29 protein-coding genes and 1 pseudogene are annotated in these 26,606 nt (G+C 70.0%); 18 read left to right on the top strand and 12 right to left on the bottom strand.

The window, feature by feature from the left end; all coding sequences use genetic code 11:
- Positions 1-50 precede the first annotated feature (50 nt).
- Positions 51-971 (top strand): trans-aconitate 2-methyltransferase, encoded by a 921-nt coding sequence (locus ND450_RS14345; protein ID WP_253326624.1) that lies wholly within the window; start codon positions 51-53, stop codon positions 969-971.
- Complete coding sequence (locus ND450_RS14340; protein ID WP_253326623.1) at positions 968-2,008, top strand: DUF1684 domain-containing protein; 1,041 nt, start codon at positions 968-970, stop codon at positions 2,006-2,008. The genes ND450_RS14345 and ND450_RS14340 overlap by 4 nt, the downstream gene beginning before the upstream one ends.
- On the opposite strand, the gene ND450_RS14335 is transcribed toward ND450_RS14340, so the two are convergent.
- Positions 1,971-3,059 (bottom strand): ROK family transcriptional regulator, encoded by a 1,089-nt coding sequence (locus tag ND450_RS14335; protein WP_253326622.1) that lies wholly within the window; start codon positions 3,057-3,059, stop codon positions 1,971-1,973. The genes ND450_RS14340 and ND450_RS14335 overlap by 38 nt on opposite strands.
- An 88-nt stretch (positions 3,060-3,147) precedes the next feature.
- On the opposite strand from ND450_RS14335, the gene ND450_RS14330 reads away from it, so the two are divergent.
- The gene (locus ND450_RS14330; protein ID WP_253326621.1) at positions 3,148-4,464 is read left to right on the top strand and encodes a YbiU family protein; all 1,317 of its coding nucleotides are present in this window, start codon (positions 3,148-3,150) and stop codon (positions 4,462-4,464) included.
- Here the strand turns inward: ND450_RS14330 and ND450_RS14325 are convergent.
- The 6 genes and pseudogenes from ND450_RS14325 to ND450_RS14300 form a co-directional block, all read right to left on the bottom strand.
- Positions 4,389-5,144 (bottom strand): annotated as a pseudogene (locus tag ND450_RS14325) (sensor histidine kinase); the annotation flags it as partial. The gene ND450_RS14330 and the pseudogene ND450_RS14325 sit on opposite strands and share 76 nt — an antisense overlap.
- Positions 5,145-5,548: 404 nt before the next feature.
- Positions 5,549-6,220 (bottom strand): response regulator transcription factor, encoded by a 672-nt coding sequence (locus tag ND450_RS14320; protein ID WP_253326620.1) that lies wholly within the window; start codon positions 6,218-6,220, stop codon positions 5,549-5,551.
- Positions 6,217-6,705, bottom strand: a complete 489-nt coding sequence (locus ND450_RS14315; protein ID WP_253326619.1) for a hypothetical protein — start codon at positions 6,703-6,705, stop codon at positions 6,217-6,219. Before ND450_RS14315 ends, ND450_RS14320 begins: the two co-directional genes overlap by 4 nt.
- 12 nt (positions 6,706-6,717) lie before the next feature.
- Positions 6,718-7,908 (bottom strand): ABC transporter permease, encoded by a 1,191-nt coding sequence (locus ND450_RS14310; RefSeq protein WP_253326618.1) that lies wholly within the window; start codon positions 7,906-7,908, stop codon positions 6,718-6,720.
- The gene (locus ND450_RS14305) at positions 7,905-8,585 is read right to left on the bottom strand and encodes an ABC transporter ATP-binding protein (protein WP_253326617.1); all 681 of its coding nucleotides are present in this window, start codon (positions 8,583-8,585) and stop codon (positions 7,905-7,907) included. Before ND450_RS14305 ends, ND450_RS14310 begins: the two co-directional genes overlap by 4 nt.
- The gene (locus ND450_RS14300) at positions 8,582-9,691 is read right to left on the bottom strand and encodes an efflux RND transporter periplasmic adaptor subunit (RefSeq protein ID WP_253326616.1); all 1,110 of its coding nucleotides are present in this window, start codon (positions 9,689-9,691) and stop codon (positions 8,582-8,584) included. The genes ND450_RS14305 and ND450_RS14300 overlap by 4 nt, the downstream gene beginning before the upstream one ends.
- 130 nt (positions 9,692-9,821) lie before the next feature.
- Here ND450_RS14300 and ND450_RS14295 point away from each other — a divergent pair, with 130 nt between their 5' ends.
- The 3 genes from ND450_RS14295 to ND450_RS14285 are packed head-to-tail and all read left to right on the top strand — an operon-like array spanning position 9,822 to position 12,427.
- The gene (locus ND450_RS14295; protein WP_253326615.1) at positions 9,822-10,670 is read left to right on the top strand and encodes a helix-turn-helix transcriptional regulator; all 849 of its coding nucleotides are present in this window, start codon (positions 9,822-9,824) and stop codon (positions 10,668-10,670) included.
- Positions 10,585-10,818, top strand: coding sequence for a DUF397 domain-containing protein (locus tag ND450_RS14290; protein WP_371927704.1), 234 nt, complete (start codon positions 10,585-10,587; stop codon positions 10,816-10,818). The genes ND450_RS14295 and ND450_RS14290 overlap by 86 nt, the downstream gene beginning before the upstream one ends.
- A 31-nt stretch (positions 10,819-10,849) precedes the next feature.
- On the top strand, positions 10,850-12,427 hold the full coding sequence (locus ND450_RS14285; RefSeq protein ID WP_253326613.1) for a hypothetical protein: 1,578 nt from the start codon (positions 10,850-10,852) through the stop codon (positions 12,425-12,427).
- Positions 12,428-12,451: 24 nt separating this feature from the next.
- Here the strand turns inward: ND450_RS14285 and ND450_RS14280 are convergent, their stop codons facing one another.
- Genes ND450_RS14280 through ND450_RS14265 form a run of 4 tightly spaced genes read right to left on the bottom strand, consistent with a single transcriptional unit; the run spans position 12,452 to position 15,716 of the window.
- Positions 12,452-13,420, bottom strand: a complete 969-nt coding sequence (locus ND450_RS14280; RefSeq protein ID WP_253326612.1) for a gamma-glutamylcyclotransferase — start codon at positions 13,418-13,420, stop codon at positions 12,452-12,454.
- Between the two features lie 10 nt (positions 13,421-13,430).
- The gene (locus ND450_RS14275; protein ID WP_253326611.1) at positions 13,431-15,014 is read right to left on the bottom strand and encodes a Na+/H+ antiporter; all 1,584 of its coding nucleotides are present in this window, start codon (positions 15,012-15,014) and stop codon (positions 13,431-13,433) included.
- Between the two features lie 19 nt (positions 15,015-15,033).
- On the bottom strand, positions 15,034-15,345 hold the full coding sequence (gene trxA, locus ND450_RS14270; protein WP_253326610.1) for a thioredoxin: 312 nt from the start codon (positions 15,343-15,345) through the stop codon (positions 15,034-15,036).
- Positions 15,333-15,716: a MerR family transcriptional regulator gene (locus ND450_RS14265; protein ID WP_089910892.1), complete on the bottom strand. Its 384-nt coding sequence runs from the start codon at positions 15,714-15,716 to the stop codon at positions 15,333-15,335. The genes trxA and ND450_RS14265 overlap by 13 nt, the downstream gene beginning before the upstream one ends.
- 146 nt (positions 15,717-15,862) lie before the next feature.
- On the opposite strand from ND450_RS14265, the gene ND450_RS14260 reads away from it, so the two are divergent.
- From ND450_RS14260 to ND450_RS14220, 9 genes are all read left to right on the top strand, one after another.
- Positions 15,863-16,708, top strand: a complete 846-nt coding sequence (locus ND450_RS14260; RefSeq protein ID WP_253326609.1) for an LLM class flavin-dependent oxidoreductase — start codon at positions 15,863-15,865, stop codon at positions 16,706-16,708.
- An 11-nt stretch (positions 16,709-16,719) separates the two neighbouring features.
- Positions 16,720-17,991, top strand: a complete 1,272-nt coding sequence (locus ND450_RS14255; RefSeq protein WP_253326608.1) for an LLM class flavin-dependent oxidoreductase — start codon at positions 16,720-16,722, stop codon at positions 17,989-17,991.
- A 205-nt stretch (positions 17,992-18,196) separates the two neighbouring features.
- Positions 18,197-19,069 carry an amino acid ABC transporter permease gene (locus tag ND450_RS14250; protein WP_253326607.1) on the top strand — a complete coding sequence of 291 codons (873 nt, stop codon included), beginning with the start codon at positions 18,197-18,199 and terminating at the stop codon, positions 19,067-19,069.
- Positions 19,066-19,788, top strand: coding sequence for an amino acid ABC transporter ATP-binding protein (locus ND450_RS14245; protein ID WP_253326606.1), 723 nt, complete (start codon positions 19,066-19,068; stop codon positions 19,786-19,788). Before ND450_RS14250 ends, ND450_RS14245 begins: the two co-directional genes overlap by 4 nt.
- A 12-nt stretch (positions 19,789-19,800) precedes the next feature.
- Positions 19,801-20,733, top strand: a complete 933-nt coding sequence (locus ND450_RS14240; protein WP_253326605.1) for an ABC transporter substrate-binding protein — start codon at positions 19,801-19,803, stop codon at positions 20,731-20,733.
- 12 nt (positions 20,734-20,745) lie between these two features.
- Positions 20,746-21,201 carry a winged helix-turn-helix domain-containing protein gene (locus tag ND450_RS14235; protein ID WP_253326604.1) on the top strand — a complete coding sequence of 152 codons (456 nt, stop codon included), beginning with the start codon at positions 20,746-20,748 and terminating at the stop codon, positions 21,199-21,201.
- Positions 21,198-21,686: a GNAT family N-acetyltransferase gene (locus tag ND450_RS14230; RefSeq protein WP_253326603.1), complete on the top strand. Its 489-nt coding sequence runs from the start codon at positions 21,198-21,200 to the stop codon at positions 21,684-21,686. Before ND450_RS14235 ends, ND450_RS14230 begins: the two co-directional genes overlap by 4 nt.
- Before the next feature lie 21 nt (positions 21,687-21,707).
- A complete protein-coding gene (locus ND450_RS14225) occupies positions 21,708-22,574 on the top strand; it encodes an aminoglycoside phosphotransferase family protein (RefSeq protein ID WP_253326602.1) in 867 nt (288 codons plus the stop codon).
- Positions 22,574-23,431 (top strand): aminoglycoside phosphotransferase family protein, encoded by an 858-nt coding sequence (locus ND450_RS14220; RefSeq protein ID WP_253326601.1) that lies wholly within the window; start codon positions 22,574-22,576, stop codon positions 23,429-23,431. Before ND450_RS14225 ends, ND450_RS14220 begins: the two co-directional genes overlap by 1 nt.
- On the opposite strand, the gene ND450_RS14215 is transcribed toward ND450_RS14220, so the two are convergent.
- The gene (locus ND450_RS14215; RefSeq protein WP_253326600.1) at positions 23,408-24,217 is read right to left on the bottom strand and encodes an AraC family transcriptional regulator; all 810 of its coding nucleotides are present in this window, start codon (positions 24,215-24,217) and stop codon (positions 23,408-23,410) included. The genes ND450_RS14220 and ND450_RS14215 overlap by 24 nt on opposite strands.
- A 55-nt stretch (positions 24,218-24,272) precedes the next feature.
- Between ND450_RS14215 and ND450_RS14210 the strand changes: the two genes are divergently transcribed.
- The 3 genes from ND450_RS14210 to ND450_RS14200 are packed head-to-tail and all read left to right on the top strand — an operon-like array spanning position 24,273 to position 26,606.
- The gene (locus ND450_RS14210; RefSeq protein ID WP_253326599.1) at positions 24,273-25,025 is read left to right on the top strand and encodes a nuclear transport factor 2 family protein; all 753 of its coding nucleotides are present in this window, start codon (positions 24,273-24,275) and stop codon (positions 25,023-25,025) included.
- Position 25,026: 1 nt separating this feature from the next.
- Positions 25,027-25,815 carry a macro domain-containing protein gene (locus ND450_RS14205; protein ID WP_253326598.1) on the top strand — a complete coding sequence of 263 codons (789 nt, stop codon included), beginning with the start codon at positions 25,027-25,029 and terminating at the stop codon, positions 25,813-25,815.
- Positions 25,812-26,606, top strand: coding sequence for a hypothetical protein (locus tag ND450_RS14200; protein WP_253326597.1), 795 nt, complete (start codon positions 25,812-25,814; stop codon positions 26,604-26,606). The genes ND450_RS14205 and ND450_RS14200 overlap by 4 nt, the downstream gene beginning before the upstream one ends.

The raw sequence follows: 26,606 nt of genomic DNA, 5'->3' as shown, positions 1-26,606 counted from the left end.
TCGCGCAAGTTGCCGTGCACCTGGCGCATGGCGGACCTACGTTGGGTGCCATGAGCGACCAAGGATTTGGGCATGGTGGTGGCCGTGCTGACGGGCATGGCGGCGGTGGCGGTCACGCGCACGGCGGAGGCCTCGCGCACGGTGGTGCCCACACGCACGGGCACGGCCACGTGCACGGCGGCCCTCACGCACACGGCGGCCCTCACGCACACGGCGGTACCCACACACACGACAGCGAACCCGGCCACGGACATGGCCACGGCCACCTGTCTCCGGCCGACCTGGCCGACCAAGCCGAGGTCCTCGACCTCGACGCCGAACTCCTCGCCACCCACACCGCCGAAGTCATCGCCTGGCTCCCCGCCGGCAACCCCCGCCACATCGTCGACCTGGGCGCCGGCACCGGCGCGGGCACCTTCGCCCTCCTCGCCCAGTTCCCCGAAGCGCACATCACGGCGGTCGACTCCTCCCTCGACCACCTTCAGCGCCTCCGCACCAAGGCGGGCGAACGAGGCGTCGCCGACCGCGTCCACACCGTGCTGGCCGACCTCGACACCGAGTGGCCCGACCTCGGCTCGCCGGACCTGATCTGGGCCTCGGCGTCCCTGCACCACATGGCCGACCCGGGCCACACCCTCGCCCAGCTCCACAAGACCCTTGCCCCGAACGGGTTGCTGGCCGTGGTCGAGCTCGCCGGCATGCCGCAGTTCTTCCCCGAGCAGGCGCCCGACGGGCACGACGAACGCCTGCCCCACCGGGGTGCGGACTGGGGGCCGAAGCTCACGCAGGCCGGGTTCACGGTCGAGGCGGAGCGCGCCGTCACCGTTCACATCGAACGGTCGCCCGCCGTGGAACGCTACGCGCGCATCGTTCTGCGCAGGCAGCTCGAGGCCGAGGCGGTCGAAACCGCACTGCGACGCGACGATCTGGCGCTGCGCACCGAGCGCACGGTCTGGGCGGCGCGGAAATGACCTACGAACAGTGGCGTGAGGCCAGGCTGAACGAGATCGCCGACAAGGCGAAGGTCGTCGCGAAGGGCACGGTGACCGGCACCGCGCGCCTGCCGGGAGTGGCGGGGGAGTGGCGCGTCACCGGGGAAGGCGCACTGACCTATGACGGAGCGGAAGTCGTTGGCACCGTTGAGCTTCCCGGCGGGCGGACGGCGATGGCGGGCGGTGCCGACGGGTTCTTCGGGGTGGTCGTCACGGACCCGAAGGCGTGGGAGCGGTCTGGCCTGCGAGGGATCGACACCTACCCCTACGACCCGGGCTGGGTGTTCGAGGGCGAGTTTCGCGCGACACCGGAGCGCCACGTCGAAGTGGACCACCTGACGGCTCTGCGGACCACGCAAGCCGTCCACGCGCCCGTCGATCTCGCCGTCACGATCAACGGCACCGAATACGTGCTCACGGTGCTGGAGACCATGCCGGGCCAACGTCTCGTCGTCTTCACCGACGAGACCAACGGCGCCGGGACGCCGGACATCGGCCGGTGGCTCGTGTTGTCGCCGCGCGAGCCCGGCACGAGGTTCACCGTCGACTTCAACCAGGCGACGCTGTCGCACCACCACATCGCCCCGGCGATCTTCACATGTCCGGCGGCCCCGTCCGGCAACCACCTCCCGATGCGGGTCGAAGCAGGAGAACGCGCTCTCGTGCACGACCTCAAGGTCAAGGCCACCACCTACCTCCGCCACCTGGAGAACCGCGAGTGGACCGAGGCCAGGGCCATGTGTTCGGCCGAGGCCACGGTCTGGCACAACGACGGCAAGGGTGACTCCACGATCGGCGAGAACATCGCCGGCATGGAGGCACAGATCGAGCCCATCGCGTCGATGCGCTACGACGTCACGCGGCAGTTCGAACAGCCGGGTGAGGTGCTGCAGCAGCACGTCGTGAACGTCGAGTCCAAGGACGGCGGGATCTTCAAGGTCGACGCGGCCGTGTACTTCCGCTTCGAGAACGGCCTGATCACCCGGATCGAGGAGTACGCGGGCCTGCCCGGCTGACGAGGTCGGTCCGCAGCAGGTCCAGTGCGGCGGCACGGGCCCCGGTCAGCGACGGGTTCGCCACCGAGGCGGCCCTGATCGGCACCGGACGCGGCGAGCGCGCGCACTCGGCCGTGATCGCGTCCAGCAGCGAGGGGCCCCACGAGCCACCGATCACGACGACCTCCGGATCGGCCAGCGTCACCAGTGCCGTGACGACCCCGCTGATCGCCCGCGCGAGCACGGCGGGGTCGGCGTCGAGCAGTCGTGTCACGTCGATCGCCGTGGTGCCGTCCTGCCGCAACCCCAGTTCGCCGAACACCTCGATGAACGGCGTCGCGCCCGTCGGCCCTGCCGTGATCAGGTGGGAGATCTCGCCGGCGAGTCCCGAGTGTCCGCGCCGCACCTCGCCGTCGGAGACGACGGCACAACCCAGGCCCTCGCCCAGGAACAGGTAGGCGAAGTCCGCGACGCCCAGCGCCTCGTGCTCGGCCTGCGCGGCCCAGTTCACGTCGTTGTCCACCACGACCGGTCCGTGCAGCAACGGTCCCAGCACCGCGACCGGGTCGAGGTCTCCCACCAGGAACGGTGAGTCCGGCAACTGCACGAGCCGGCCGGTGCGGCGGTCCACGGGGTCGGCGGCGCTCACCGTGCAGAGCCGGACGTTGTGCGCCGCAACGGTTTCCGCGGCCACCGCCGGCAACACGCCGGCGACCTCGGCCGGGCCGGTGATCGGGCGGTGGGTGCGCCTGATGACGTCCCCGTAGGCGTCGACGCACTCGGCCGTCACGCCGTCCGGCGCGATCGTGACGACCAGGGCGACGCCGCTGTCCTCGGCCAGGCCGTAGAACGAGCCGACCCGGCCCTTGCCGCGTCCACCTGGGGTGCGTTCGCCGGTGTCCGCGACCAGGCCCTGCTCCACGAGGCGACGAACGCTCTCGCTCACCGTCGGCTTCGACAGGCCCGTCTCGATCGCGAGTTCGGCGCGCGTCAGCTTGCGCGCGGTCATCAACGAGCGCAGCACGTGCTCGTCCGAGATCGAGCGCAGCAGCTCCTGCGACGGCTTGGTCACGAGCGCGAATTCTAGTTAGAGGCCTTGCCTACAACCGCGCGACACGCTTATGGTTCCAAGTTAGGAGGCCTTACTGGAAGGAGTCGCCGTGCTGCCGAACTGGGAGACCACGCCCACTGACCTGCCGAAAGCCGTCCGCGAGATCAAGAAGGCGATCCGCGCGAACATCGAGGCGTCGGGCCGTAGCGTCGAGGAGGTGTTCGCGGTCGTCGAGGAGCGGATCCGCCGCGAGGTCGACGACGTCAAGTTGGGCCAGGCCTGGCCGGTGATCGACTACGCCGACATCGAGGCCGGCACCGCGGACACCGACCTCGTCCGCCGCCGCGGCTGCCTGGTGGTGTGCGGCCACTTCGCCCGCGAACAGGCCCTGGCCTGGGACAGGTCCATCGTCGACTACGTCGAGAGCAACGACTTCTTCGAGAACTACCGCGGCCCCGGCGACGACTTCTTCGGCAGCGTCGGCTCCAAGCCCGAGATCTACCCGATCTACTGGTCGCCCGCGCAGATCGAGGCCAGGCGCCACGAACGCATGGCGACCGTCCAGCAGTTCCTGAACGGCCTGTGGCACCACGACGGCTGGTTCGACCCGGCCAGGGACGTCGGCTACCCGGACCGCATCCGCCGCCGCCCGCCCGGCACCGACTCGAACGGCCTCGGCACCCACCTCGACCCCGGCACGCTCGACCTGTGGATGACCCGCGAGTACCAGCAGGCGTTCCGGCACCTCTTCAACGGCACGCCCGAGCAGTACGACCCGTGGGACGCCGCTCACCGCACGACCGGCCCGCAGTACCCGGGCACCACGATGTGCTCGGTCTTCCGCACCTTCCAGGGCTGGACCGCCCTCTCCGACATGGCCCACGACCAGGGCGTGCTGCACACCGTCCCGATCCCCGGCGCCATGGCCTACCTGATGCTGCGCCCACTCCTCGACGACGTCGCCGACGACGACATGTGCGGCGTCACCGTCAACCAGGTGTTTCCCATCAACAGTAAGTACCACTCACTGTTGCTAGAGGCTCTAACGGGAATTCCAGACGTTCACGCGGGTGACTCGGTCTGGTGGCACTGCGACATGATCCACAGCGTCGCGCCCGTCCAGAACCAGCAGGGATGGGGCAACGTCATGTACATCCCGGCCGCGCCGTGGTGTGCGCGGAACGAGCGGTACGCCGTGGAGATCGAACGCGCGCACGCGACGGGGTCGAGCCCGAGTGACTTCCCGGAGGAGCACTACGAGCGCGCCTGGCCGAACCGCGGTCAGGCGAACAACACGCGGAACACCGCGCCCTCGCCCGGCGTGGTGTCCAGCTCGACCCGCCACCCGTGCGCCGCCACCAGCGCCGCCACGATCGCGAGCCCCAGCCCGGTCCCACCGGGCCCCCGAGCCGGATCCGCCCGGTAGAACCGCTCGAACGCCCGCGCGGCCTGCGAGGCGGTCATCCCGGGCCCGCGATCGGCGACTTCGACCGCGTCCGGCGTCAGCCGGACCGTGATCGGGGATCCGGCCGGGGTGTGGACCACGGCGTTCTCCAGCAGGTTCGTCAGGATCTGCCGGACCCGCGCCTCGTCCGCCTCCACCGGCACGGGCCCGGCCGGCAGTTCCAGCGAGACGGGGCGCGTGATCTCGTGCACCGCGTCGGTCACCAGCACGACCATGTCCACAGAGGACAAGGTCAGCGGCTGCTCGGAGTCGAGGCGGGCCAGTTGCAGCAGGTCGTCGACCAGCACGCCCATCCGCTGGGAGTGGTCCTCGACGCGCTTCAGCACCTCCGCGGCATCCGGGGCCGCGCCCTGCCGGTACAGCTCGGCGTAGCCCCGGATCGACGTCAGCGGGGTGCGCAGCTCGTGTGACGCGTCGGCCACGAACTGGCGCATCCGGCTCTCCGAACGGACTCGCGCCGCGAACGACGCCTCGATCTGGCCGAGCATCGTGTTCAACGCCGACGCCAGGCGTCCCACCTCGGAGCCCGGGCGGTGCACGGGGACCCGGCGCGACAGGTCGCCCGCCGCGATCTCCCCGGCGACCCGCTCGACCTCCTCCAGGGCGCGCGTCGAGGCTCTGACCAGCGCGTAGCCGGCCATGCCCACCAACACCAGCGCGCCCAGGCTGATCAGCAGGAACGCGAGCCGCAGGTCGTCGACCGCGCGGTCCACCTCCGACTGGTCGAGCGCGGCGACCAGCTCGGAGCCGTCCAGCTCCCGCATCACCACCCGCGTCGACTCCACGGTGATGTGCTCGCCGGGGGTCATGACGCCGAACGGCGGCAGCCCCTCCAAGGGCGTGCCCGCGACGACTCCGTCCCGAGAACGCAGGAGCATGTTGTCCCGCAACGGAAGTGAGCGGGGCAGCGACACCGCGCGGTCGAGGCGGGCGTCCAGTTGGTGCAGGAGGTAGTTCTCCATCACCTTCGAGCCGATCAGCCACGTGCCGACCAGGCCCGCGGCCGCCAGGGCGACGAGCACGACCACCAGCCGCACGCGCAACGTCATGGGCGGATCATGTACCCGATGCCGCGCACCGTGTGGATCAGCCGGGGCTCCGAGGCGTCCACCTTGCGCCGCAGGTACGAGATGTACGACTCGACCACGCCGACGTCGCCGTCGAAATCGTGCGACCACACCTGGTCCAGGATCTGCGCCTTCGACAGCACGCGCCCGCTGTTGCGCAGCAGGCAGTGGAGGAGGCGGAACTCCGTTGGCGACAGCTCGATGACTCGCGCACCACGCCTCACCACGTGGCTCTCCACGTCCAGGGAGAGGTCACCGCACGTCAGCTGCTCGGACTCGCCGGGGCGGGTGCGGCGCAGCACGGCCGTCACCCGCGCGATGACCTCCTCCAGGCTGAACGGCTTGGTGATGTACCCGTCGCCGCCGATCGTCAGGCCGGTGACGCGGTCGTCCGCGCCGTCCCGCGCGGTCAGGTACAGCACCGGCACGCGCACGCCCGAGGAACGCAGGCGGCGCACCACCTCGAACCCGTCGCGGTCGGGCAGCATCACGTCGAGCAGCACCAGGTCCGGAGCGCCGGTCCGGGCGGCCTCCAGCGCCTCGGAGCCGGTCGCCGCGCTGGACACGGCGAACCCCGCGAACCGCAGGCTCGCGCACAGCAGTTCGCGGATGCTCGGCTCGTCCTCCACGACGAGCAGCCGTCCCCTCACCCCGTCGCCGGTCGCTGGGTGATCGTCTGACCGGTCACGGTGCCGTCGGACCCGGCCTGGCCCTGCACCACGACCTGCTGGCCCGCCTTGAGATCGGCCAGCTTGCCCTCCGAGCTGATCTCCACCTTCGTGGCGTCCGAAGTGGACACCTTGACGACCTGACCGTTCTGCGTCTTCACGTACACGGTGGTGCCGTCGACGTGGTCGATCGTGCCGACGGTGCCCCGTCCGAACTGACCTCCGCCCTGCCGGTTGACGCCCGACGGGGGAGTGCCGCCGCCGGGGAACTGGCGGCCGGAGGCGGTCTGGCGCGTGGGCGTTTCGCCGGCACCGAAGGACTTCTGCACGAACACCCCGCCCACGAACGCCACGATGGCGAGCACCGCGACACCGAGGACGACCGTGGTCTTGCCGACGCCCGTCTTGCGCTCCTGCAGCTCGGCCGAGAGGTCGTTCTCGAGCGGCTGGTCGAGTGGGTTGGACACGTCCAAGACTCCTTATTCGTGCCGGAGGGCTTCGATGGGACGGAGCTTCGCGGCGCGGGAGGCCGGGTAGCTGCCGAAGAACAGGCCGATCAACGCCGACACCGCGAACGCGAGCAGCACCGACGACGGCACGAGCACGGGCTGGATGCCCGCGATGGTGAACTGGCTGCCGATCATCCCCGCCGCCACGCCCAGGGCGCCGCCGAACAGGCTCAGCAGCGTCGCCTCGATCAGGAACTGCCCGAGGATCGAGGAACGGGGCGCCCCCACGGCCTTGCGGATGCCGATCTCCCGGATCCGCTCGGTGACCGTCACCAGCATGATGTTCGTGATGCCGATCCCGCCCACCAGCAACGAGATCGCCGCCACGGACGCCAGCAGCACCGTGAACGTCTCCGTCGTCGCCGTCCGCGCGGTCAGGAGCTGGTCCTGGCTCAGGATCCGGTAGTCCGGGGTAGTGGTGACCTTGTGGCGCCCGTTGAGGATCGTCGTCACCTGGGCCTGCGCGTTCGGCAGCGCGTCGGCGGACCGGGCCTGCACGACGATCTGAGTCAGGCTGCCGTAGCCGGTCAACGCGTTCTGCGTCGTCGTCAACGGCGCCACCGCGAGGTCGTCGGCGTCCTGCAACCCGCTGGAACCCTTGGCGGCCAGCACCCCCACGACGGTGAACGGGATGTTGTTGACCAGCATGGACTTCCCGACCGGATCGCTGCCGGGGAACAGCTCCGCCGCCACGGTCGAGCCGATCACCACGACCTTGCGCGCCTGCTGGACGTCGTTGTCGGAGAACAGGTTCCCCTGCGCGACCGCGCTGTTCGTCGTGTCGAAGTAGCGCGGGTCGGAGCCGATGAACTGCCCGATGTCGTGCGTCGTGTCGCCGTAGCCCGCGGTCGCCTGGGCCGAGACCACCGGCGACGCGTACTTGACGTCGGGGGAGTCGGCGCCCACCAGCGCGGCCGCGTCCGCCGTGGTCAGGGGCTTGGCGGTGGTGCCGGGCTGGGCGCGCTGCGGGCTGATCGTCAGGATGTTCGTGCCGAGCCCGGCGATGCTCTGCTGCACCGCGCTCGACGCGCCGTTGCCGACCGCGATCAGCAGGATCACCGACGCGACACCGATCAGGATGCCGAGGGTGGTGAGCCCGGACCGCATCTTGTTGGCGGTCAGGCCCCTCACGGCGAACGCGGCGATCTCGAAGATCCTCACACCAGCACCCCCGCGACTCTGCCGTCCACGACCCGGACGGTCCGCATGGCGTGCGCGGCGACCTCGTCCTCGTGCGTGATCAGCACGACCGTGCGGCCGCTCGCGTTGAGCCGGTCGAGGATGCCGAGCACCTCACGGCTGGAGTCCGTGTCCAGGTTGCCGGTCGGCTCGTCGGCCAGCACGATCGCGGGCGACGTCACCAGGGCCCGGGCGATGGCGACGCGTTGCTGCTGACCACCCGACAACTCGTTGGGCCGGTGGTGAGTGCGGTCCTTGAGGCCGACGAGGTCGAGCGCCGCCAGCGCCCGTTCGCGTCGTTGGGCACGTCGAACTCCCGCGTACACCAGCGGGAGTTCGACGTTCGCGAGTGCCGTCGTCCGCGGCACCAGGTTGAAGGACTGGAAGACGAACCCGATCTTCCTGTTGCGCAGCAACGAGAGCTGCTCCTCGTCGAAGTCGCCCGTGTCGATCCCGTCGAGCAGGTACTTGCCGCCGGACGGCACGTCGAGGCACCCGAGGATGTTGAGCAGCGTCGACTTGCCCGACCCCGACGCGCCCATGATCGCGATGTACTCGCCCTTCTCGACGGTCAGGTCGAGGCCCCGCAACGCGTGCACGGCCGTGTCGCCGCTGCCGTAGGTCTTGCGGAGGTCGCGGACCTCGATGACCGGGCTCATCGACCGGTCCCGGTGAAGCCGCCGCCGTTGCGCTGGCCGCCGGTGCCGGGGAACTGACCGGCCGGCTGCTGCCTGTTCTGGTTCGTGGACGTCGTGACCTGCGGCAGCACGACCTCCTCGCCCGCCGACAGCCCGGACTTGATCTCCACGTACTGGTCGCCCCGCACGCCGACCTCGACGGTCTTGCGCGTCTCGGCGCCGTTCTCCAGCACCTGCACGGAACTCTCGCCGTTGACCGTCTGCACGGCCGCGGCGGGCACCGCGAGCACTCCGGTGGCTCCCGCTACCGTGATCTCGACGCTCGCCGACTGACCGGGCCGCAGGCCCTCCGGCGGCGAGGTCAACGTGAGCGTGACGCCGTACTGCACGACGTTGTTCGCCGTCGTCGGCGTGAGATCGACCTGCGTGACCTTGGCCTGGACCGGCTGCGACTGCATCGCGTTGACCGTGACGGTCGCCGCCTGGTCGGCCTTGAGCTTGCTGACGTCGGACTCCGAGACGTTCGCGTGCAGCACCAGGTTCTTGAGGTCCGTGACGACCACGAACCCGGACGTCGTCGTGGTGGTGGAGGTCGTGCTGCTGGACGTGGTGTTCGAACTGCCGACCTTCTGGCCGACCGAGCCGGTCACCGACGTGATCGTGCCGTCTCCCGGCGCGGTGAGCGTGGTGGCAGCGAGCGTGTCCTTCGCTTGCTGGAGCGAGAGCTGCGCCTGCCGGTACGCCGTGAGCAACGCCGTGGTGCCCGTTCCCTTGTCCAGCGCGGCGTTCAGGTTGCCCTGCGCGATGTCGACCTGCAGCTGCGCCTGCGTGGGGTCGAGCTTCGCGAGCTGCTGGCCCTTGGTGACGACGTCGCCGACCTTGACGTTGATCTCGGTGACCGTGCCGCTCGCCCCGAACGACGCGGCGGCGCTGAACGAGCTCTGCACCGTCCCCGAGGCCGTGACCACCTCGCTCACGTCGCGGTTCGCGGCGGCGGCCGTGCGGGCCGCGGTGGGCTGGGCACTGCCGGAGGAACCGAAGAACACCAGGTAGCCGGCCACACCGGCGCCGAGGAGCACCACCACCAGCAGTCCGTTGATCACCAAGGATCTGCGACGTCGAGTCATGGCGTGGGATGCTCGTCCGGCAAGCTGTGGCGGGGCTGCGAGTTTCCTGGGAGCGAGCTGAAGATCATCCCGTCCGTTTTCACCCGAATGAGCCCCTTGTTGCTCTTCGAGCAAGCCCTACGGTCGGGGAATGGCCACCAGCACTCCCTCCACTGTGTACAGCCGAGACCTCGGTGAAGAGCTCCGCAAAGTTCGCGAATCCTCCACTGGTCTCACTGGCGCCGCCTTCGCGCTGCGCCTGGGCTGGGATCCGAGCAAGGTCTCCACCCTGGAGCGCGGCAAGTACTGCCCCAGCGAGATCGACCTGCTCCAGTACCTCTCGATGCTGGGCAAGGACATCGACTTCTTCGAAGACTTCAAGCGCCGCTTCAAGAACGCCTTCGAGGAGTACATCGTCCAGGTCTCGGACAACATGCGCACCCTCGTGATGGCGGAGTCGAACGCGAGGACGATCCTTCGTTACGACCCGCAGTCGGTGTCGGGCCTGATCCAGACGCCGGAGTACGCCTACGGTGTGTACCAGCTCAGCGGGTTCGTGGCCGAGGACCGGATTCCCGCGCTGGTGCAGGCACGGATCGATCGTCAGTCGATCCTGAAACGCCACAACCGGCCGAGTTGCCTGTTCTACATCCACGAGCACGCGTTGCAGTTGCGGGTCGGTGATGACCGGGTCATGGAGGAGCAGTACCTCCGGTTGCTCTTCAACGTGCATCTCGTGCGGATCATCCCTGCGGAGGCACCTGTGATCGCCTCCAGTTGCACGCTGTGGGAGTTCGACAAGGCGATGCCGGTGGCGTTCATCGACACCGACCTGGCGAAGGTGTTCGTGCAGGACCCCGCCGCAACGGTCAGAGCCCGTCTGCTGTTCGACCGTTTGGCTGAGGTCGCCTTGGATGAGGAACAATCGCGGAGCAAGCTGGCGGAGTACGTCGGCGGACCGCGAGAGGACCTCAGGGATGCAGGAACGCGTTTGGCGTAAGAGCAGCTACAGCGGGGGCACTGAGGACAGCGACTGTGTCGAGGTGTCGGTGGCCGCCGACACGCTCGTCCGGGACTCGAAGAACCCGGCCGGAGGGGTCCTGACCTTCAGTTTCGCCGCCTGGGAAAAATTCCTCGAGAACCGTTGAACCGTCCCGGGCCGCCCCACGTGTGGTGGCCATGGATGAGAAGACGGTGCTGGTGGGCAGGATTGCCCCGACGGTGATGCTGCCCAAGCAGGGCAGCCGGGTCGTGCCGCTGCGCCAGACCGCCCCTCTGCGGGTGGACGTGGCGGGCGGCGGGCCGGTTGGTCTGGCGTTCGCCTGCACCGTGAAGTCGCTCCTCGGCGACGGCGTGATGATCCGCGTGCACGACCGCCGCTGGATGCGCCAGGGCGACCGCGTCGTGTGGAAGGGCGCTGCCGAGGGCAACAACCGCCGCGAGCAGGTCGTGACGTTGCAGAGCAACGTCTGGGCGTCGCTCCCGCTCGCCGTGCAGCAGCGCCTGTTCGCGCCCGGCAAGTTCTCGGAGATGTGGCCGCTCGGCCCGGACTCCCCGGCGTCCAAGGGCAGGCCGCGCAACATCAAGATCCGCTGGATCGAGGACTGCCTGCTCGACATGGCGCAGGACGTCTACGGCATCGAGCTCGTCGCGGACGCCTACGCGCCGCCGGCGAAGTTCGACGGCCTGCACGTCCTCGCCATCGCCGACGGCGCCCGTTCCGCGACCCGCGAGGCGTTCTCGGCGCAGTTCGGCACCCCGAGCCGTGAACTGTTCTCAGTGGACGGTTCGCCGCTCGACGAGCGCGTCCTGGGCATCCGCGTCACCGCGAAGTCGCCCGACGAGCACACCGTTCCGCTGACCGTGGCGCAGAACAGGTTCCTGTTCAACTCGCTCGGCGGCGGCTTCATCAACATGCGCCTGACCGCCGAGGAGGCGTCCGAGATCGTCGCGCTCGGCGAGAGCGGCCCGGTCTCGTGCATCGGCAGGTTCGGCTGCACCATGCGCCCCTCCGGTAACGGCCGCTTCGTCTGCGACCGGCACCGCTCGGTCTTCAAGCCGTCCGTCGACAAGCTCTCGTACCTGTGGCCCCGGATCCTCGACGGCCTGCGCTTCTTCGGCGTCGGCGTGGCGGACGTCGTCGGCATCAACTCGTTCACGCTGGGCATGCAGCAGATGTCGAAGTTCACCGCGCAACTCGCCCCGTCGACGTTCGGCTTCCTGCTGGGCGACGCCGCGAACTCACTGCACTTCTGGCCGGGCCGAGGCCTCAACACGGGCCTCAAGAGCGCGCTCTCGCTGGCCGTGAACCTCCAGAAGCGCTGGCGCGGCAACGCCTTCCGCGCCGCCGACTTCGCGCAGCACGAGGGCATCATGCAGCAGCTGCAGTACCGCGAGAAGTCGCGCGCCTGGACCACCATGCTCATGCCGGACTCCGAGGGCACCCCGCGGGGCATCGAGGACCGCATCCGCGAGGGCCTCCAGGGCCCCGCCGACCGCGCCGCCCTCGTCAAGGCGCTGTACGAGCGCGTGCTCGAGATCAAGAAGCGCATGGGCGACCGGATGGGGCCGCTGGCGACCGACGAGTGGTACTACGGCCGCGTCAACGCCATGGACACCCGCACGCTCAAGGTGATGGTGGAGTCCGGGGCGTGGATCACGCGGGAGATCGGCGGCGAGGAGGTCGAGGTGCCGTCGGCGGCGCCGGCCGTCGCGCCCGAGCAGCCCTCGAACCGGGGCCTGTCGCTGGTCAGCTAGGCCGGGTGGGCGGCGACGTCGTAGTCACGCCCGCAGGTACACCCACGCTTCCGCACCGGACCCGAGCCTCACCAGCGTGCGCCGATACTCGTCCACCTCGTGGACGTCGGCCGCGGCCAGGTCCGCGGTCGTCACCTCCAGCACCGTCCCGGCGACCGACTCGGCCGGGTCGCCGGTGAACGAGACGATCGGGTGCCGGTCCGTCGTCACCCGGTCCTGCCGGTAGCCGGGAAGCACGTCCTCCTTGCCCACGAGCGTGCGCCCGAAGTGCTCGATCTGCACCGGCGCCGTCTGCAAGATCCCGTACGAGAACAGGTTCACGACGGCCCCGGCAGGACCACCGATCCGTCGCAACACGGGCCGGGTGACGTCCGAGTTGCCGACCACGACCGAAGCGCGGTCCGCCGGTCCGACCTCCTCCAGGTACCGGCGGCCGGCCGCGTGGTACCGCTGCTCGAAGGCCAGTGAGGCCTGCTCCAGTCCGCCGAGCAGCTCCGCGTCACGTCGCGTCCCGCGGTCGAAGGCGACCTCGAAGGGCGTGTCCACGAAGACGACCTCGTCCCACTCCAGGTCCCGTTGCAGGAAGCTGCCGTCGACCACGAGCACGAGGTCGTCCGGGGCGAGAACGGGTGGCTCGTCGACCACCGCGTCCGAGTGCAGGTCGATGATCCGCGACCGGTACCGGCGATTCCCGCCGGGACCGAGCGGCTCCAGCACCAGCCGCGCGAACGAGGCGAAGTCGTAGGCGTCCAGGTAGTACCCGTCGGCCGAGGAGCGTCCGAGCCGGTGCCGGATCGCACGCGGGTTGTGGAACCCGTCCATCGACAGGTGCGCCGCCGAACGCCCGCGAGCCGCCACCAGGGCGGTCAGCTCGCGGGCCAGTGTCGTCTTGCCCGAGGCGGTGATGCCGTCGACCGCGACCCGCAGGGGGCGGTCGAGACCGACGAGGTGGTCGGCGATCCTGCCCAGCACGTGCTCTCGCGAAGTGATCACGGAACCGAAGTTAGTCCTCCTCCACCTCGCGCCGGGAGAGCCGGACCTCCTCGACGTCGAGCTTGCGCTGCACGGTCCGCAGCACGATGTCGTCGATGGCCTGCTCGTCGCGCAGTCGCACGACGGTCGCCCGCTTGTGCGCGATCAGCTCCAGCCGCAACGCCGTGTACTCGACCTCGGACTGCGCCACCTCCTCGTCACCGGCCTCCTTCGCCCGCACGACCTCGAGGTGGTGCTCGTACTCGGCGAGCACGCGCTTGTAGACGACGTCCGAGACGCCCACCTTGTCCGCGAGCCGGGGCAGCGCCTCGTAGGCCTCCTCGGACGCGGTCGACTGGGCGAGGCGGAGCTCCTCGTCCAGCGCGGTGTCCTCGGGCAGCCGGGAGAAGCGGATGATCGACGGGAGCATGACGGCCTGCACGATCAGCGTCAGCACCACGACACCGGACGTGATGAGGATGATCTCGTCGCGGAACGGGAACGGGCCGCCGTCCACCACCGTCACGGGCACGGCCAGCGCGGCGGCGAGCGACACGGCGCCGCGGAAGCCTGCGGCCGACGACACGAGTCGCTGGCGTGCGCCGACGCGGCGCAAGCGTTGTTGCGGGCGACGGTCGAGGGCGCGGATCACGTACGGGGTCGTGTAGCTCCACAGCATGCGGGTGCCGACCACTGTCAGCGACACCAGGCCGATGGCGCCGAGCGTGGCGAGGGCCTCCGAGCCGTTCAACGACCGCAGCGCGCTGTGAGCCTGGAGTCCGATCAGGACGAACAGGGCGCCGTTCAGCACGAAGGTCGCGATGCCCCAGAACGCGTAGCTGACCTGGCGGGTGTCGGCGCGCACGATGCGCGGGCCGACCTGGGCCAGCACCAGGCCGCACGTGACCACGGCGATCACGCCCGAGCCGTGCACCGTCTCGGCCAGCAGGAACGCGGCGAACGGGGTCAGGATGCTGACCACGCTCTCGTGCAACGGGCTGTCGAGGCGCTTGCGGACCTGCACGGCGAGCCAGGCGACGAGCAACCCGGCCGCGGCGCCGCCCGCGTAGGACAACACCAGCTGCAGGCCGACGCGGCCGGTGCTGAACTGCTGCTCGCCGACGGTGATCGACACCGCGATGGCGTAGATCACGAGCGCCGTGCCGTCGTTGATCAGGGACTCGGCGCGCAGGATGGTCGTCGTGCGGCGCGGCATGCCGCGGGCGATCGCCGAGACCGCCGTCGCGTCGGTGGGGGCCAGTGCCGCGCCGAGCACCCACGCCGGGCCCCAGTCGAGGCCCAGGGCGTGGGCGACGGAGGCCACCGCGGCGGCCGTCGCGAGCACGAGCAGCGTGCTGAGCAGCACGATCGGGCGCAGGTTGCTGCGGATCTCCCGCAACGAGGTGTTGAGGCTCTCCCAGTACAGCAACGCCGGCAGGAAGATCAGCAGCATCGCCTCGGGCGGCAGGCTGACCTCTTCCAGGGCGGGCACGAAGCCGAGCACCGCGCCGCACGCGACCAGCAGGACCGGGGCGGCGACGCGGAGCCGTCCGGACACGACGCTGCTCGCGAGGATGCACACACCCAGCACCACTACGAGTTCGAGACCGAGCATGCGCTAGAAGATAGGCCGATCAGGGCCGCAGCGCGTCATCCAGTTCGGCCAGCAGCCGGGCCTTGGGGCGCGCTCCCACGATCTGGCGGATCGGCTCGCCGTCGCGGAACAGCAGCAGCGTGGGCAGTGACATGACCTGGTGGTCGCGGGCGGTGGCGGTGTTCTCGTCGGCGTTGATCTTGACGACGGTCAGGTCGTCGCGTTCGCGGTCGATCTCCTCCAGCACGGGCGTGAGCATGTGGCACGGCCCGCACCACTGCGCCCAGAACTCGACGAGCACGGTGCCCGTCCTCGTGCTGTCCGCGAACGTGGCATCGGTCAACTGGTGCACTGGATCTCCTCGGGTACGACGCACGGGTCCTGGAAGGCGAGCCTGGCCAGCAGGAACTCCCGGACGGTGGTGAGCCGCTCCAGGCAGGCGTCCACCTCGGCGAGCCTGCGCCGGTAGACCTCGCGCGAGTCCGGGCAGGAGTCGCCGGACTCGTGGCCCGCGCGCAGGCAGGCGACGAACGGCCGGGTGTCCTGCAACGACAGGCCGACCGACTGGAGCGCCTGGATCTCGCGCACCAGTCGCAGGTCGTGCTCGTCGTACTCGCGGTAGCCGTTCGACGTGCGCTGCGCTTCGAGGAGCCCTTCCGACTCGTAGAACCGCAGCGCACGGGTGGTGGTGCCGGCTCGCTTGGCCAGTTCGCCGATCCTCATGGACCCCAACGCTAAACCTTCACGCGCACGTCAAGGCAAGCCCGCGAGATATTCCCGTTCCGGCCGGGATTCCCACCCAGTGGCCGCCCCAGCACGAGGCCCGTCACCGCGAACAGAATGCGAGGAAAACGACGAGAGGGGGACCGGTGGGCGCATCATTGCACCTGGCCGCGGCACTCCAGGCGACCGGCGACGAGGCGTACAGCGCGCGGCACTGGGCCGAGCTCGTGCGCGCGGCGGAGGACGCCAAGCTCGACTTCGTCACGTTCGACGACTCGCTCGACGGCCGGCCGGGGCTCGACGCCGTGCTCACGGCGGCGCGGATCGCCCCGCTCACCACGCGGATCGGACTGGTGCCGACGGCGGTGGTCACGCACACCGAGCCGTTCCACCTGTCCAAGGCGATCGCCACGCTGGACTACGTGAGCAAGGGCCGCGGCGGGGTGCGGCTGGCTGTGGCGGCGGAACCCGCTGTGGCCCGGCATTTCGGGCGTCGTGACGACCTCGATGATCTGTGGGAGGAGGCTGCGGACTACGCGGAGGTCCTGCGCCGGTTGTGGGACAGCTGGGAGGACGACGCGGAGATCCGCGACGAGGCCACGGGGCGGTTCATCGACCGGGAAAAGCTGCATTACATCGACTTCGAGGGCCGCTGGTTCTCCGTCCGCGGGCCGTCGATCACGCCACGCCCGCCGCAGGGCCACCCGGTGATCGCCGCGACCGAACCGGTGGGCGACATCGTGTTCTCCGACGACGTCCCGGCGACCGGCGGGCTCGTCTTCCGGGACGTGGACGCGTCCACCCCGGTGGAGCAGCTGATCGCGTGGCACGCCGAGGGCTTCGCCGGGTTCCGGCTGCACGGCGACCTCCGCCAGATCACCCGCGAGGTGGTGCCGGAGCTGAGGAAGAGCGGCGTGTTCCGCACCGAGTACGAGCACTCGACGTTGCGCGGCCACCTCGGCCTCGCCCGGCCCGCCAACCAGTTCGCCTGAAGGAGCGCGAGATGACCAAGCAGATCCACCTCGCCGCGCACTTCCCCGGCGTGAACAACACGACCGTCTGGAGCGACCCGCAGGCGGGCAGCCACATCGAGTTCGACTCGTTCGTCCACTTGGCACGGACGGCCGAACGGGCGAAGTTCGACTTCTTCTTCCTCGCCGAGGGGCTGCGGCTGCGCGAGCAGGGCGGCAAGATCTACGACCTGGACGTCGTCGGCAGGCCCGACACGTTCACGGTGCTCGCCGCGCTGGCCGCCGTCACCGAACGGCTGGGGCTCGCCGGCACGATCAACTCCACGTTCAACGAGCCGTACGAGGTGGCGCGGCAGTTCGCGTCCCTCGACCACCTCTCGGACGGGCGCGCGGCCTGGAACGTCGTCACCTCGTGGGACGCGTTCACCGGCGAGAACTTCCGGCGCGGCGGGTTCCTGGCGAACGAGGACCGCTACACCCGCGCGGAGTCGTTCCTGCGCACCGCGTGGAAGCTGTTCGACACCGGAGTGGGGCAGTTCGAGCACCAGGACCGGCACTTCGACATCAGCGGGACGTTCGGCGTCCCGCGCTCGCCGCAGGGCCGTCCGGTGATCCTGCAGGCGGGGGACTCCGACGAGGGCAGGGAGTTCGCCGCCGCCACCGCCGACGCGATCTTCTCGCGGCACGGCACGCTGGAGGCCGGGCAGAGGTTCTACAGCGACGTGAAGGGCAGGCTCGCCAAGTACGGCCGCACGCACGACCAGCTCGTGGTGCTGCCCGCGGCCACGTTCGTCCTCGGCGACACCGACGCGGACGCCCAGGAGAAGGCTGCGGTCGTAAGGCGGCAGCAGGTCAGCGGGGCGACCGCGATCCGGTTCCTCGAACAGGTCTGGAACCGCGACCTCAGCGCGTACGACCCGGACGGCCCGCTGCCCGAGGTCGAGCCGGTGATCGGTGAGAACACGATCGCGAAGGGCCGCGCGAGCGTGCGCATGTTCAAGGACCCGGCCGCGACCGTGAAACAGTGGCGGGAGAAGGCCGCGGCGAAGAACCTGTCCATCCGCGACCTCGTGATCGACGTCAGCGCCCGGCAGAACTTCATCGGGTCGGCGGACAGCATCGCCACGCAGATCAACGACCTGGTGCAGCAGGACGCGGCCGACGGCTTCATCCTCGTGCCGCACGTGACGCCGGGCGGGCTCGACGAGTTCGCGGACACCGTCGTGCCGTTGCTGCAGGAACGCGGCGTGTTCCGGTCCGAGTACTCGGGTCCGACGTTGAGGGATCATCTCGGTATCCGATAGTTGTTCAGCACGTGGACGTCCTTGCCCACGCCGTTGGTCGGTACATAACGTGAACGTCGTTGAGTGAGTGCTCTCCTCAAGAGCGCAGGGAAGGGAGGACGGGATGAACGCCGCGTTGGTCCCGTCCTCCCGCTGTCACATCGACTGTACGAGCTGACTTTCCACCTCGCTCGTCTCACGTTCCCCGCCGCAGCAAGGACTCGCCATGACCTCTGGCACGCTGACGCCTACGTCCACAAAGGACGATGATCTTTCCGCTTTGCCCGTCGTGCCGGCCCGCCACCCGTGGCGCTGGGTCGGGGTGGCGTTCGTGCTGGTGCTCGCCGCGCAGTTCGTGCACGGCCTGGTCACGAACCCGGCCTGGGACTGGCCGACGTTCGCGCGGTACTTCACCGCCCAGTCGATCCTCACCGCCGTCGGCACGACGATCTTCCTGACGGTGTTCGGCACCGTCCTGGGCTTCGCGCTCGGCATCGTGGTCGCGGTCCTGAGGATGTCGAAGAGCCCGTTCCTGAGCGCGGTGGGCTGGACCTACATCTGGGCGTTCCGGTCGATCCCGCTGATCGTGCAGCTGCTGTTCTGGTTCAACATCTCCTACCTGTACCAACGGCTTTCGCTCGGCATCCCGTTCGGGCCGGAGTTCGTGAGCTTCGAGACGATCTCGCTGATCAGCCCGATGGGCGCGGCCGTCCTCGGTCTTGCGCTGCACCAGGCGGCCTACGCGGCGGAGATCGTCCGGTCCGGCGTGATCTCCGTCGACCGCGGGCAGCTGGAGGCGGCGGCCGCGCTCGGCATCCCCAGGTTCCGCCAGTTCCGCAGGATCGTTCTGCCGCAGGCGATGCGATCGATCCTGCCCAACGCGGCCAACGAGGTGATCAGCCTCTTCAAGGGCACCTCGGTCGTCTCGGTGATGGCGATCGGCGAGCTGTTCTACCAGGTGCAGGTCATCTACGGCCGCAACGCCCGGGTCGTCGCGCTGCTGATGGTCGCGACCATCTGGTACATCGTCCTGACCACCCTGCTCTCGATCGGCCAGCACTACGTCGAGCGCTACTTCGCGCGAGGAGACCACCGGTGATCGAGGTCCTGAACGTGCACAAGAGCTTCGGCGCGCTGGAAGTGCTGCGCGGGGTGTCGCTGAACGTCGCCGCCGGCGAGGTCGTGGTGGTGCTCGGACCGTCCGGGTCGGGCAAGTCGACGTTGCTGCGCACGATCAACCACCTGGAGAAGGTCAACCGCGGGTACATCACGATCGACGGCGACCTGATCGGCTACCGGCGGCGCGGCGGGAAGCTCCACGAGCTCAAGGAACCCGAGATCCTCAAGCAGCGCAAGGACATCGGGTTCGTGTTCCAGAACTTCAACCTGTTCCCGCACCTGACCGCGCTGGAGAACGTCGCGGAGGTCGCGGAACTCGCCGACGCCCGGCACTTCCTGGAGCGGGTCGGCCTGGCGGACAAGGCGTCCGCGTATCCACGGCAGCTCTCCGGCGGCCAGCAGCAACGGGTCGCGATCGCGCGAGCCCTGGCCACGCGGCCGAAGGTCGTGCTGTTCGACGAACCGACGTCGGCGCTCGACCCCGAACTGGTCGGCGAGGTGCTGGACGTGCTCCGCGACCTCGCCCGGTCCGGCACCACGATGGTCGTCGTCACGCACGAGATCGGCTTCGCCCGCGAGGTGGCCGACCGGATCGTGTTCATGGACGAGGGCGTGATCGTCGAAGAGGGACCGCCTGACCAGTTGCTCGACCACCCCGTCCACGAGCGCACCCGCGCTTTCCTGTCCAAGGTCCTGTAGAAGGAGTTCGTTGTGCGCAAAGTACTTCTCGCCGTGCTGGCGTTCGGTCTGGCTGCCTGCGGCACCGCCGGTGGTGAGGAGCCCACCGAGGTCGCCGGCCTCAGTGTGAACCTCGGTCCCGACCAGAACCGGGTCACCGCCACCAAGGACGACAAGATCGCCGCCAAGGTGCCGGAGAAGTTCAGAGCCAAGGGTGAGCCGACGATCGGCGGATCCGCCGGCACAGCACCACCACTGCGGTTCTACGCCACCGACGACAAGACCGTGATCGGCGTCGAGACCGACATCGCCACGCTGGTCGCCGACGTGCTGGGCCTGAAGCCCAAGCTCGAGGTCTCGTCGTGGGAGAACCTGTTCGTGGGCCTCGACAGCGGCGCCTACGACCTCGGTCTGTCGAACATCACCGTGACGGAGGCGCGCAAGGAGAAGTACGACTTCGCCACCTACCGCCTCGACACCCTGGCGTTCGAGGCGAAGAAGGGCGGCACCTGGAAGGTCAAGGAGCCCAAAGACGTGGCGGGCAAGGTGATCGCCGTGTCGTCGGGCACGAACCAGGAGAAGATCCTGGTCGACTGGAGCACCAAGAACGTCGCCGCGGGCCTGAAGGCCACGGACATCAAGTACTTCCAGAACTCGTCGGACTACTACCTCGCGCTGCAGTCCGGCCGCATCGACGCCTACCTCGGCCCGAACCCCACCTCGGCCTACCACGCGGCGACGTCCGGGCAGACCGAGGTGATCGGCAACTTCTCCGGTGGCGCCACCGTCCAGGGCAAGATCGCGGTGACCACCAAGAAGGACAGCGGTCTCGTGGGACCGGTCCAGGAGGCGCTGAACCAGCTGATCGCCAACGGCAAGTACGCCGAGGTCCTGAAGCGCTGGGGGCTGGAGGACGAGGCCGTGCCGACGTCGGAGGTCAACCCGCAGGGTCTGCCGAAGAGCTGAGGGGTGGGGGACATGAGGTTCAGCATCACCATCGACACCGAGGACGAGGACACCGCGCTGCGGCTGCTCGGCGCGCTGCGGGACGTGGGGCTGATCCCCGCGGTCGAGGCGGCGGAGGTCGAGGACGTGGACGTCCGGATCCTGCCGGACACCCGCCAGGTCCTGCTCCACGAGTCCGCGGTCGAGCTGACGAGGCTGGAGTTCGAGCTGCTGTTGCACCTGTGCGAGAACACCGACCGGGTGCACCGCCGCCGTGAACTGCTGGCCGCGGTGTGGGGCGTGAACGACGACTACAGCGGCGCCCGCACGGTCGACGTGCACGTCCGGCGGGTGCGGCAGAAGCTCGGCGACGCGGCGGACGTGATCCAGACCGTGCGCGGCGTCGGCTACCTCGTCGCGTCGAGCAGCCGGTTCCGGGTGGAACGCCCACCCAACGTGGTGCGGCTGGCGGACCGGCGCGCCGGATGACCCTCTCCGTCCACTGGACGAGGCCGGACGCTCCCGAGGTCGCCGAGATGATGGCCGAACTGCTGCACGAGTACGTGAGCAGGTACGGCCCGGCGGCCCGGGAGCGGATGGAACGCTTCCCGGACTCGTCGCTGACACCTCCCGACGGACGGCTGCTCGTGTTGCTGCGGGACGGCGTCGCCGTGGCGGGCGGAGCGTTCCGGCGGCACGACGAGCGCACCGCGGAGTTCAAGCGGATCTGGACGCACTCGGCGCACCGCCGCCAGGGCCTCGCCCGGCGCGTGCTGGAGGTGCTGGAGGCGGAGGCGTTCCGGCTCGGCTACCGGCGCGTCTACCTGACCACCGGACCGCGCCAGCCCGAGGCACGCGGCCTGTACCTGGCGGCGGGCTACACGCCGTTGTTCGACGTGACGGTCCCGCCTTCCGGACCGCTGCCGTTCGAGAAACGAGTTGCCGAGCCCGTGGGGACGGTGTTGCATGCGTAGCTGACCCGGGGGAGTTGATCGATGCCCGAGATCGCCACGGACGTGGCTCTGGTGCGGGACCTGATACGCACGCAGTTCCCGCGCTGGCGGGGTTTGCCGGTGCGGGAGGTCGCGCACGGCGGCACCAGCAACGCGCTCTACCGGCTGGGCGACTCGCTGGCGGTGCGGCTCCCGCGCCGCGAGTGGTCCGCCGACGACGCCGCCGAGGAAGCGCTGATCGTGCCGCTGGTCGCGCCTTCTCTGCCGGTCGCGGTGCCGGAGCCGCTGGAACTGGGCGCGCCGACCGACCGGTACCCGTACCAGTGGTCGGTGGTGCGGTGGATCGACGGCGTGACGGCTCCCGTCGAAGCAGTCGACGAGGACGTTCCTTTCCGGCTGGCGGAGTTCGTCCGGGCGTTGCAGTCGGTGGACGCTCAGGGCAGGCCGTGGAAGTCGAGTCGTGGCCGGGTGAGCGGGATCGAGGACGACTCGGCCGTCCGCTCGTGCATCGCCCAGATCGGGGGCGGTCCCCGGCTCGTCGCGATCTGGGAGGAGTCGCTGGCCGCGCCCCGGTGGGAGCGGCCGGGCCGTTGGCTGCACGCCGACCTGCACGAGGGCAACCTGCTGTTCACCGGCGGCGCGCTGACCGGCGTGATCGACTGGGGGAGCGCCGGGGTCGGTGATCCCGCCGCCGACCTCATGACGGCGTGGCTGTACCTCGATTCGCGCGGGCGCAAGGCGTTCCAGCGCGAGCTCGCCGAGTTCGACGACGCGGACTGGGCGCGGGCGCAGGGCTGGGCGCTGCACCTCGCCGTGCTGGCGCTGCCGTACTACCGCGAGACCAACAGGTTCCTGGCGGGGATCGCGCGCCGCACGCTGGACGGGTTGTGCCCGGGGTGGGACGACTGATGCGGATCGACCTGTCCCTTGTGGAGGGTTTGGTCCGGTCGCAGTTCCCGCGGTGGAAGGGGTTGGCGCTGACCGAGGTCCGGCACGGTGGGACCGATCACGCCATCTTCCGGCTCGGTGACGAGCTCGCGGTCCGGTTGCCGCGGATCAAGGAGGCGTGGGACCAGGCCGAGCGCGACTTCGAGGTGGTGCCGCGGCTCGCGCCGCACCTGCCGGTCGCGCTGCCGGAACCCCTGGAACTCGGTGAGGCCACCGACGACTACCCGTACCGGTGGTCGGTCGTCCGGTGGCTGGAGGGCGACATCTCCACGATCGACGCCGTCGGCCCGCGCACCGGCGCTCGTCTGGCCGAGGTCCTCCAGGCGTTGCAGGGAATCAGCACGGACGGCGAGCCGTGGACCACCTACCGGGGACGTCGTGACATCGCCGTGAGCGACCTGGGTGTCCGGGCGGCCATCGCGAAGCTGGGCGGTGACCCGGGGCTCACGGCGATCTGGGAGGACGCGATCAGCGCTCCCGCCTGGGATCGGCCGCTGACCTGGCTGCACGCCGATCTCCACCGCGGCAACCTGCTGTTCACGGACGGCGAGCTGTCCGGCGTGATCGACTGGGGCTGCGCGGCCGCCGGTGATCCGGCCGGGGACCTCATGACGGCGTGGCTGTTCCTCGACCAGCGGGGCCGGGCGCAGTTCCGGCGCGAGCTGGGCGGGGTCGACGACGCCACGTGGGCGCGTGCGCGGGGCTGGGCGCTGGAACTGTCCGTACTCGCTCTCGCGCGGCACGGTGACAGCATCCCGTCCGTCGCCGAGATCGCCCGCCACGCCCTCGGCCAGTTACTCGCGGAACGCCCCCGGTGACATCCCCGTCTCCCGCGCGAAGAACTTCGTGAAGTTCGTCGGCTCGCTGAACCCCAGCCGGTGGCCGATCGCCGCCGAAGACAGGTCGGTGTGCACCAGCAGGCGCTTGGCCTCCAGCGTCACGCGGGCGTCGATCAACGCCTTCGCGGACTGCCCGGTGGCGGCCAGGCAGATGCGGTTGAGGCTGCGCGTCGAGTAGCCGATCCGGGCCGCGTAGTCGGCGGCACTGCGGGTCGAGGCGAACGAGCGCTCGAGCTCCTGCTGGAAGCGTTCGAAGCGCGGGTCCCGGCCCGGGGTGGCGCCGGGCAGGCGGGCGATCCGCAGCAGCAGCGCGTTCAGCAGGGTGCGGAGCAGGTCGACCGGCTCGCCGGTCAGCAGGTTGCGGCGGTACTCCTGGCGGAGGTCCTGCATCGCGCGGGTGAAGACGGCTCGTTCCGCCCGCGGCACCTCGTGGAGCACCGGGCCGAACGGGCTCAGGACCGGGAAGGCCGGGGTGAAGAGCACCATCGACGCGTCGAGCCGGGCCGTGGGCAGGCGGAGCACGCGGCCGGGGCTGACGTGCAGCAGCGTGCCGGGGGCGCACGGGTGGTCCACGAAATCGACCATGGTGGTGCCGGTGCCCGCGGTGAACAGGAACAGCTGGTGGAAGTCGGTGCGGTGCACCTTGGTGAGCGTGTCCTCGGTGAGCCTGCGGCGGAGCACGCCGAGGTCGAGGGCTTCGAGGCCCAGCTGCCCGCGGTCGGGGTTGCTGAAGCCGAAGTGTGCGACCTGTCCACTTTTGACCATGGTGAGGCGTGATCCTACCTCGTCTCGGAGGCGTCGGCGGGGCATCGTCTACGCCATGGGAAACAAGGAGATCGTGCTCAAGGCCGCAGGGGAACTGTTCGGCGACAGGGACCCGTCCGCTGTGGACCGCTGGGTCGCGCCGGGGTACCGGCAGCACAGCTCGCTCGTCGCGGACGGGCCCGAGGCGTTGCGAGGACTCGTCGCGAGTCTGCCCGAGGGGTTCCGGTACGAACTGGCGCGGGTGATCGCCGACGGTGATCTCGTTGCGCTGCACGGTGTCTACCACGGGTTCGGGCCCGAGCCGCTCGTCGCGTTCGACCTGTTCCGGGTGGAGGACGGCAAGCTCGCCGAGCACTGGGACGCGCTCACGCCCGTGGTCGGGGACACCGCGAGTGGACGGTCCCAGACCGACGGTGCGGCGCAGCCGGCCGGGGACGGCACCGAGGCCAGTCGTGCGCTGGTCACGGAGTTCGCGCAGCGGATCCTGCAGGACGCCGACTACTCGGTGCTGACCGACTACATCTCCACCGAGACCTACCTGCAGCACAACCCGGAGGCGGCCGACGGGCTCGACGGGTTCGGTGCCGCGGCGGCGCAGTGGGCGCAGCAGGGCAAGAACCTCGTCTACAAGACCGTGCACCGGGTCGTGGCCGAAGGCGATCTCGTGCTGCTGCAGTCGGAAGGTGAGTTCGGGGAGCCGGTCGCGTACTGGGACCTGTTCCGCGTCCAGGACGGCAGGATCGTCGAGCACTGGGACGTGATCGCGCCGATCCCGGCCGCGCTGCCGCACTCCAACGGGCTGTTCTGACGTGCTCGGCTACCGGTCCGCGGTCGCGCTGGACGAGCCGTTCCGGCCGCTCGGCGCGCCCGCGTCCGCCGAGGAGTTCGAGGAGTTGACGAGCCGCGCCCTGCGCATGCTCGGAGGCCGCGGCGATCGCCGGAGCCTGCGCGCGGCGCTGACCGTGCGGGAGCCCGCGCCGATCGATCCCGAGCTGATGGCGGTGCTGGACGCGTTGCTCGGCGGCGAACGGCGGGTGGACGCCGACGCGCCGGCGTTGCCCGGGCCGGTCGCGGTGTGGCGCGGTGACATCACGCGGCTCAGGGCCGACGCGATCGTCAACGCCGCCAACGACGCCCTGCTCGGGTGCTTCCAACCCATGCACGGCTGCGTCGACAACGCGATCCACAACGCCGCCGGGCCGCGGCTGCGGGCCGACTGCCGGCGGATCGTGGACCTGCACGGCACGCCGGAACCGACCGGCACCGCGAAGATCACCCGCGGGTACCACCTGCCCGCGTCGTTCGTGCTGCACACCGTGGGACCGGTCGTGCACGGCGAGCTGGAGCCCGAGCACGTCGCCGCGCTCGCCGACTCCTACCGGGCTTGCCTCGACCTCGCCGCCGAGGTCCCGGCAATCCGCACGATCGCGTTCTGCGGCATCAGCACGGGGATCTTCGGGTTCCCGAAACGACCGGCCGCCCGCGTCGCCGTGGGCGCGGTCGAGGACTGGCTCGCCCTGCGCCCCTGCCGGTTCGACCGGGTGGTGTTCGTGGTCTTCGGTGACGAGGACGAGGCTGCGTACCGGGAGTTGCTGTGACGCTGCGGCGGTGGCTGGACGAGGCCGAACACGTGCTGATCGCGGCGGGCGCGGGGCTGTCGGCGGCGGCCGGGTACGACTACTCGGACACTGCGCGGTTCGCGGAGCTGTTCCCGGTCCTGCACGCCCGGGGGCTGCGGGCGCGGTACCAGCTGATCGGGCTGCCGCTCCCGCCCCGGTTGCTGTGGGGTTACTGGTCCGTGCACGTCGACGACATCAGGTTCGGTGCGGGGCCGAACCCGGTGTACCAGGGGCTGCGGGACCTGGTCGGTGACCGCGACCACTTCGTCGTGACGTCCAATGTGGACGGGCTGTTCGCGCGCAACGGGTTCGTCGAAGACCGGATCTGGACGCCTCAGGGCGACTACGGCCGCTACCAGTGCGAAACACCGTGCACGCGGGAGACGTGGCCGAGCAGGCCGGTCGTCGAGGCGGCGCTGGCCACCTACGACGCGGCGACGGGCGAGGTCACCGCCGTGCCGTCGTGCCCGCGGTGCGGGGGAGCGGTGTTCCTCAACGTGCACAAGGGGCCCGAGTACGTCCCCGACCACTACGTTCCCGCCGGAAGGAGGATGCGCGACTGGGTGCGCGACGGTGTGCTCGTGCTCGAGATCGGTGCCGGGTACAGCACTCCGGGGGTCATCCGCTCACCGGTCGAGTCGCTCGTGCGCACCCTGCCAAGCGCTCGGTTGGTGCGGATCAACCGGGACCACGCGGAGGTCCCCGCCGATCTCGGTGAACGGGCGATGTCTGTCCGGGCGGACGTCCTGGAGGTGCTCGCCCGGCCATAG

Source organism: Lentzea sp. HUAS12 (assembly GCF_024125735.1).
In the GTDB taxonomy this organism is placed as follows: domain Bacteria; phylum Actinomycetota; class Actinomycetes; order Mycobacteriales; family Pseudonocardiaceae; genus Lentzea; species Lentzea albida.
This window is presented reverse-complemented; position numbering and strand designations above follow the sequence as displayed.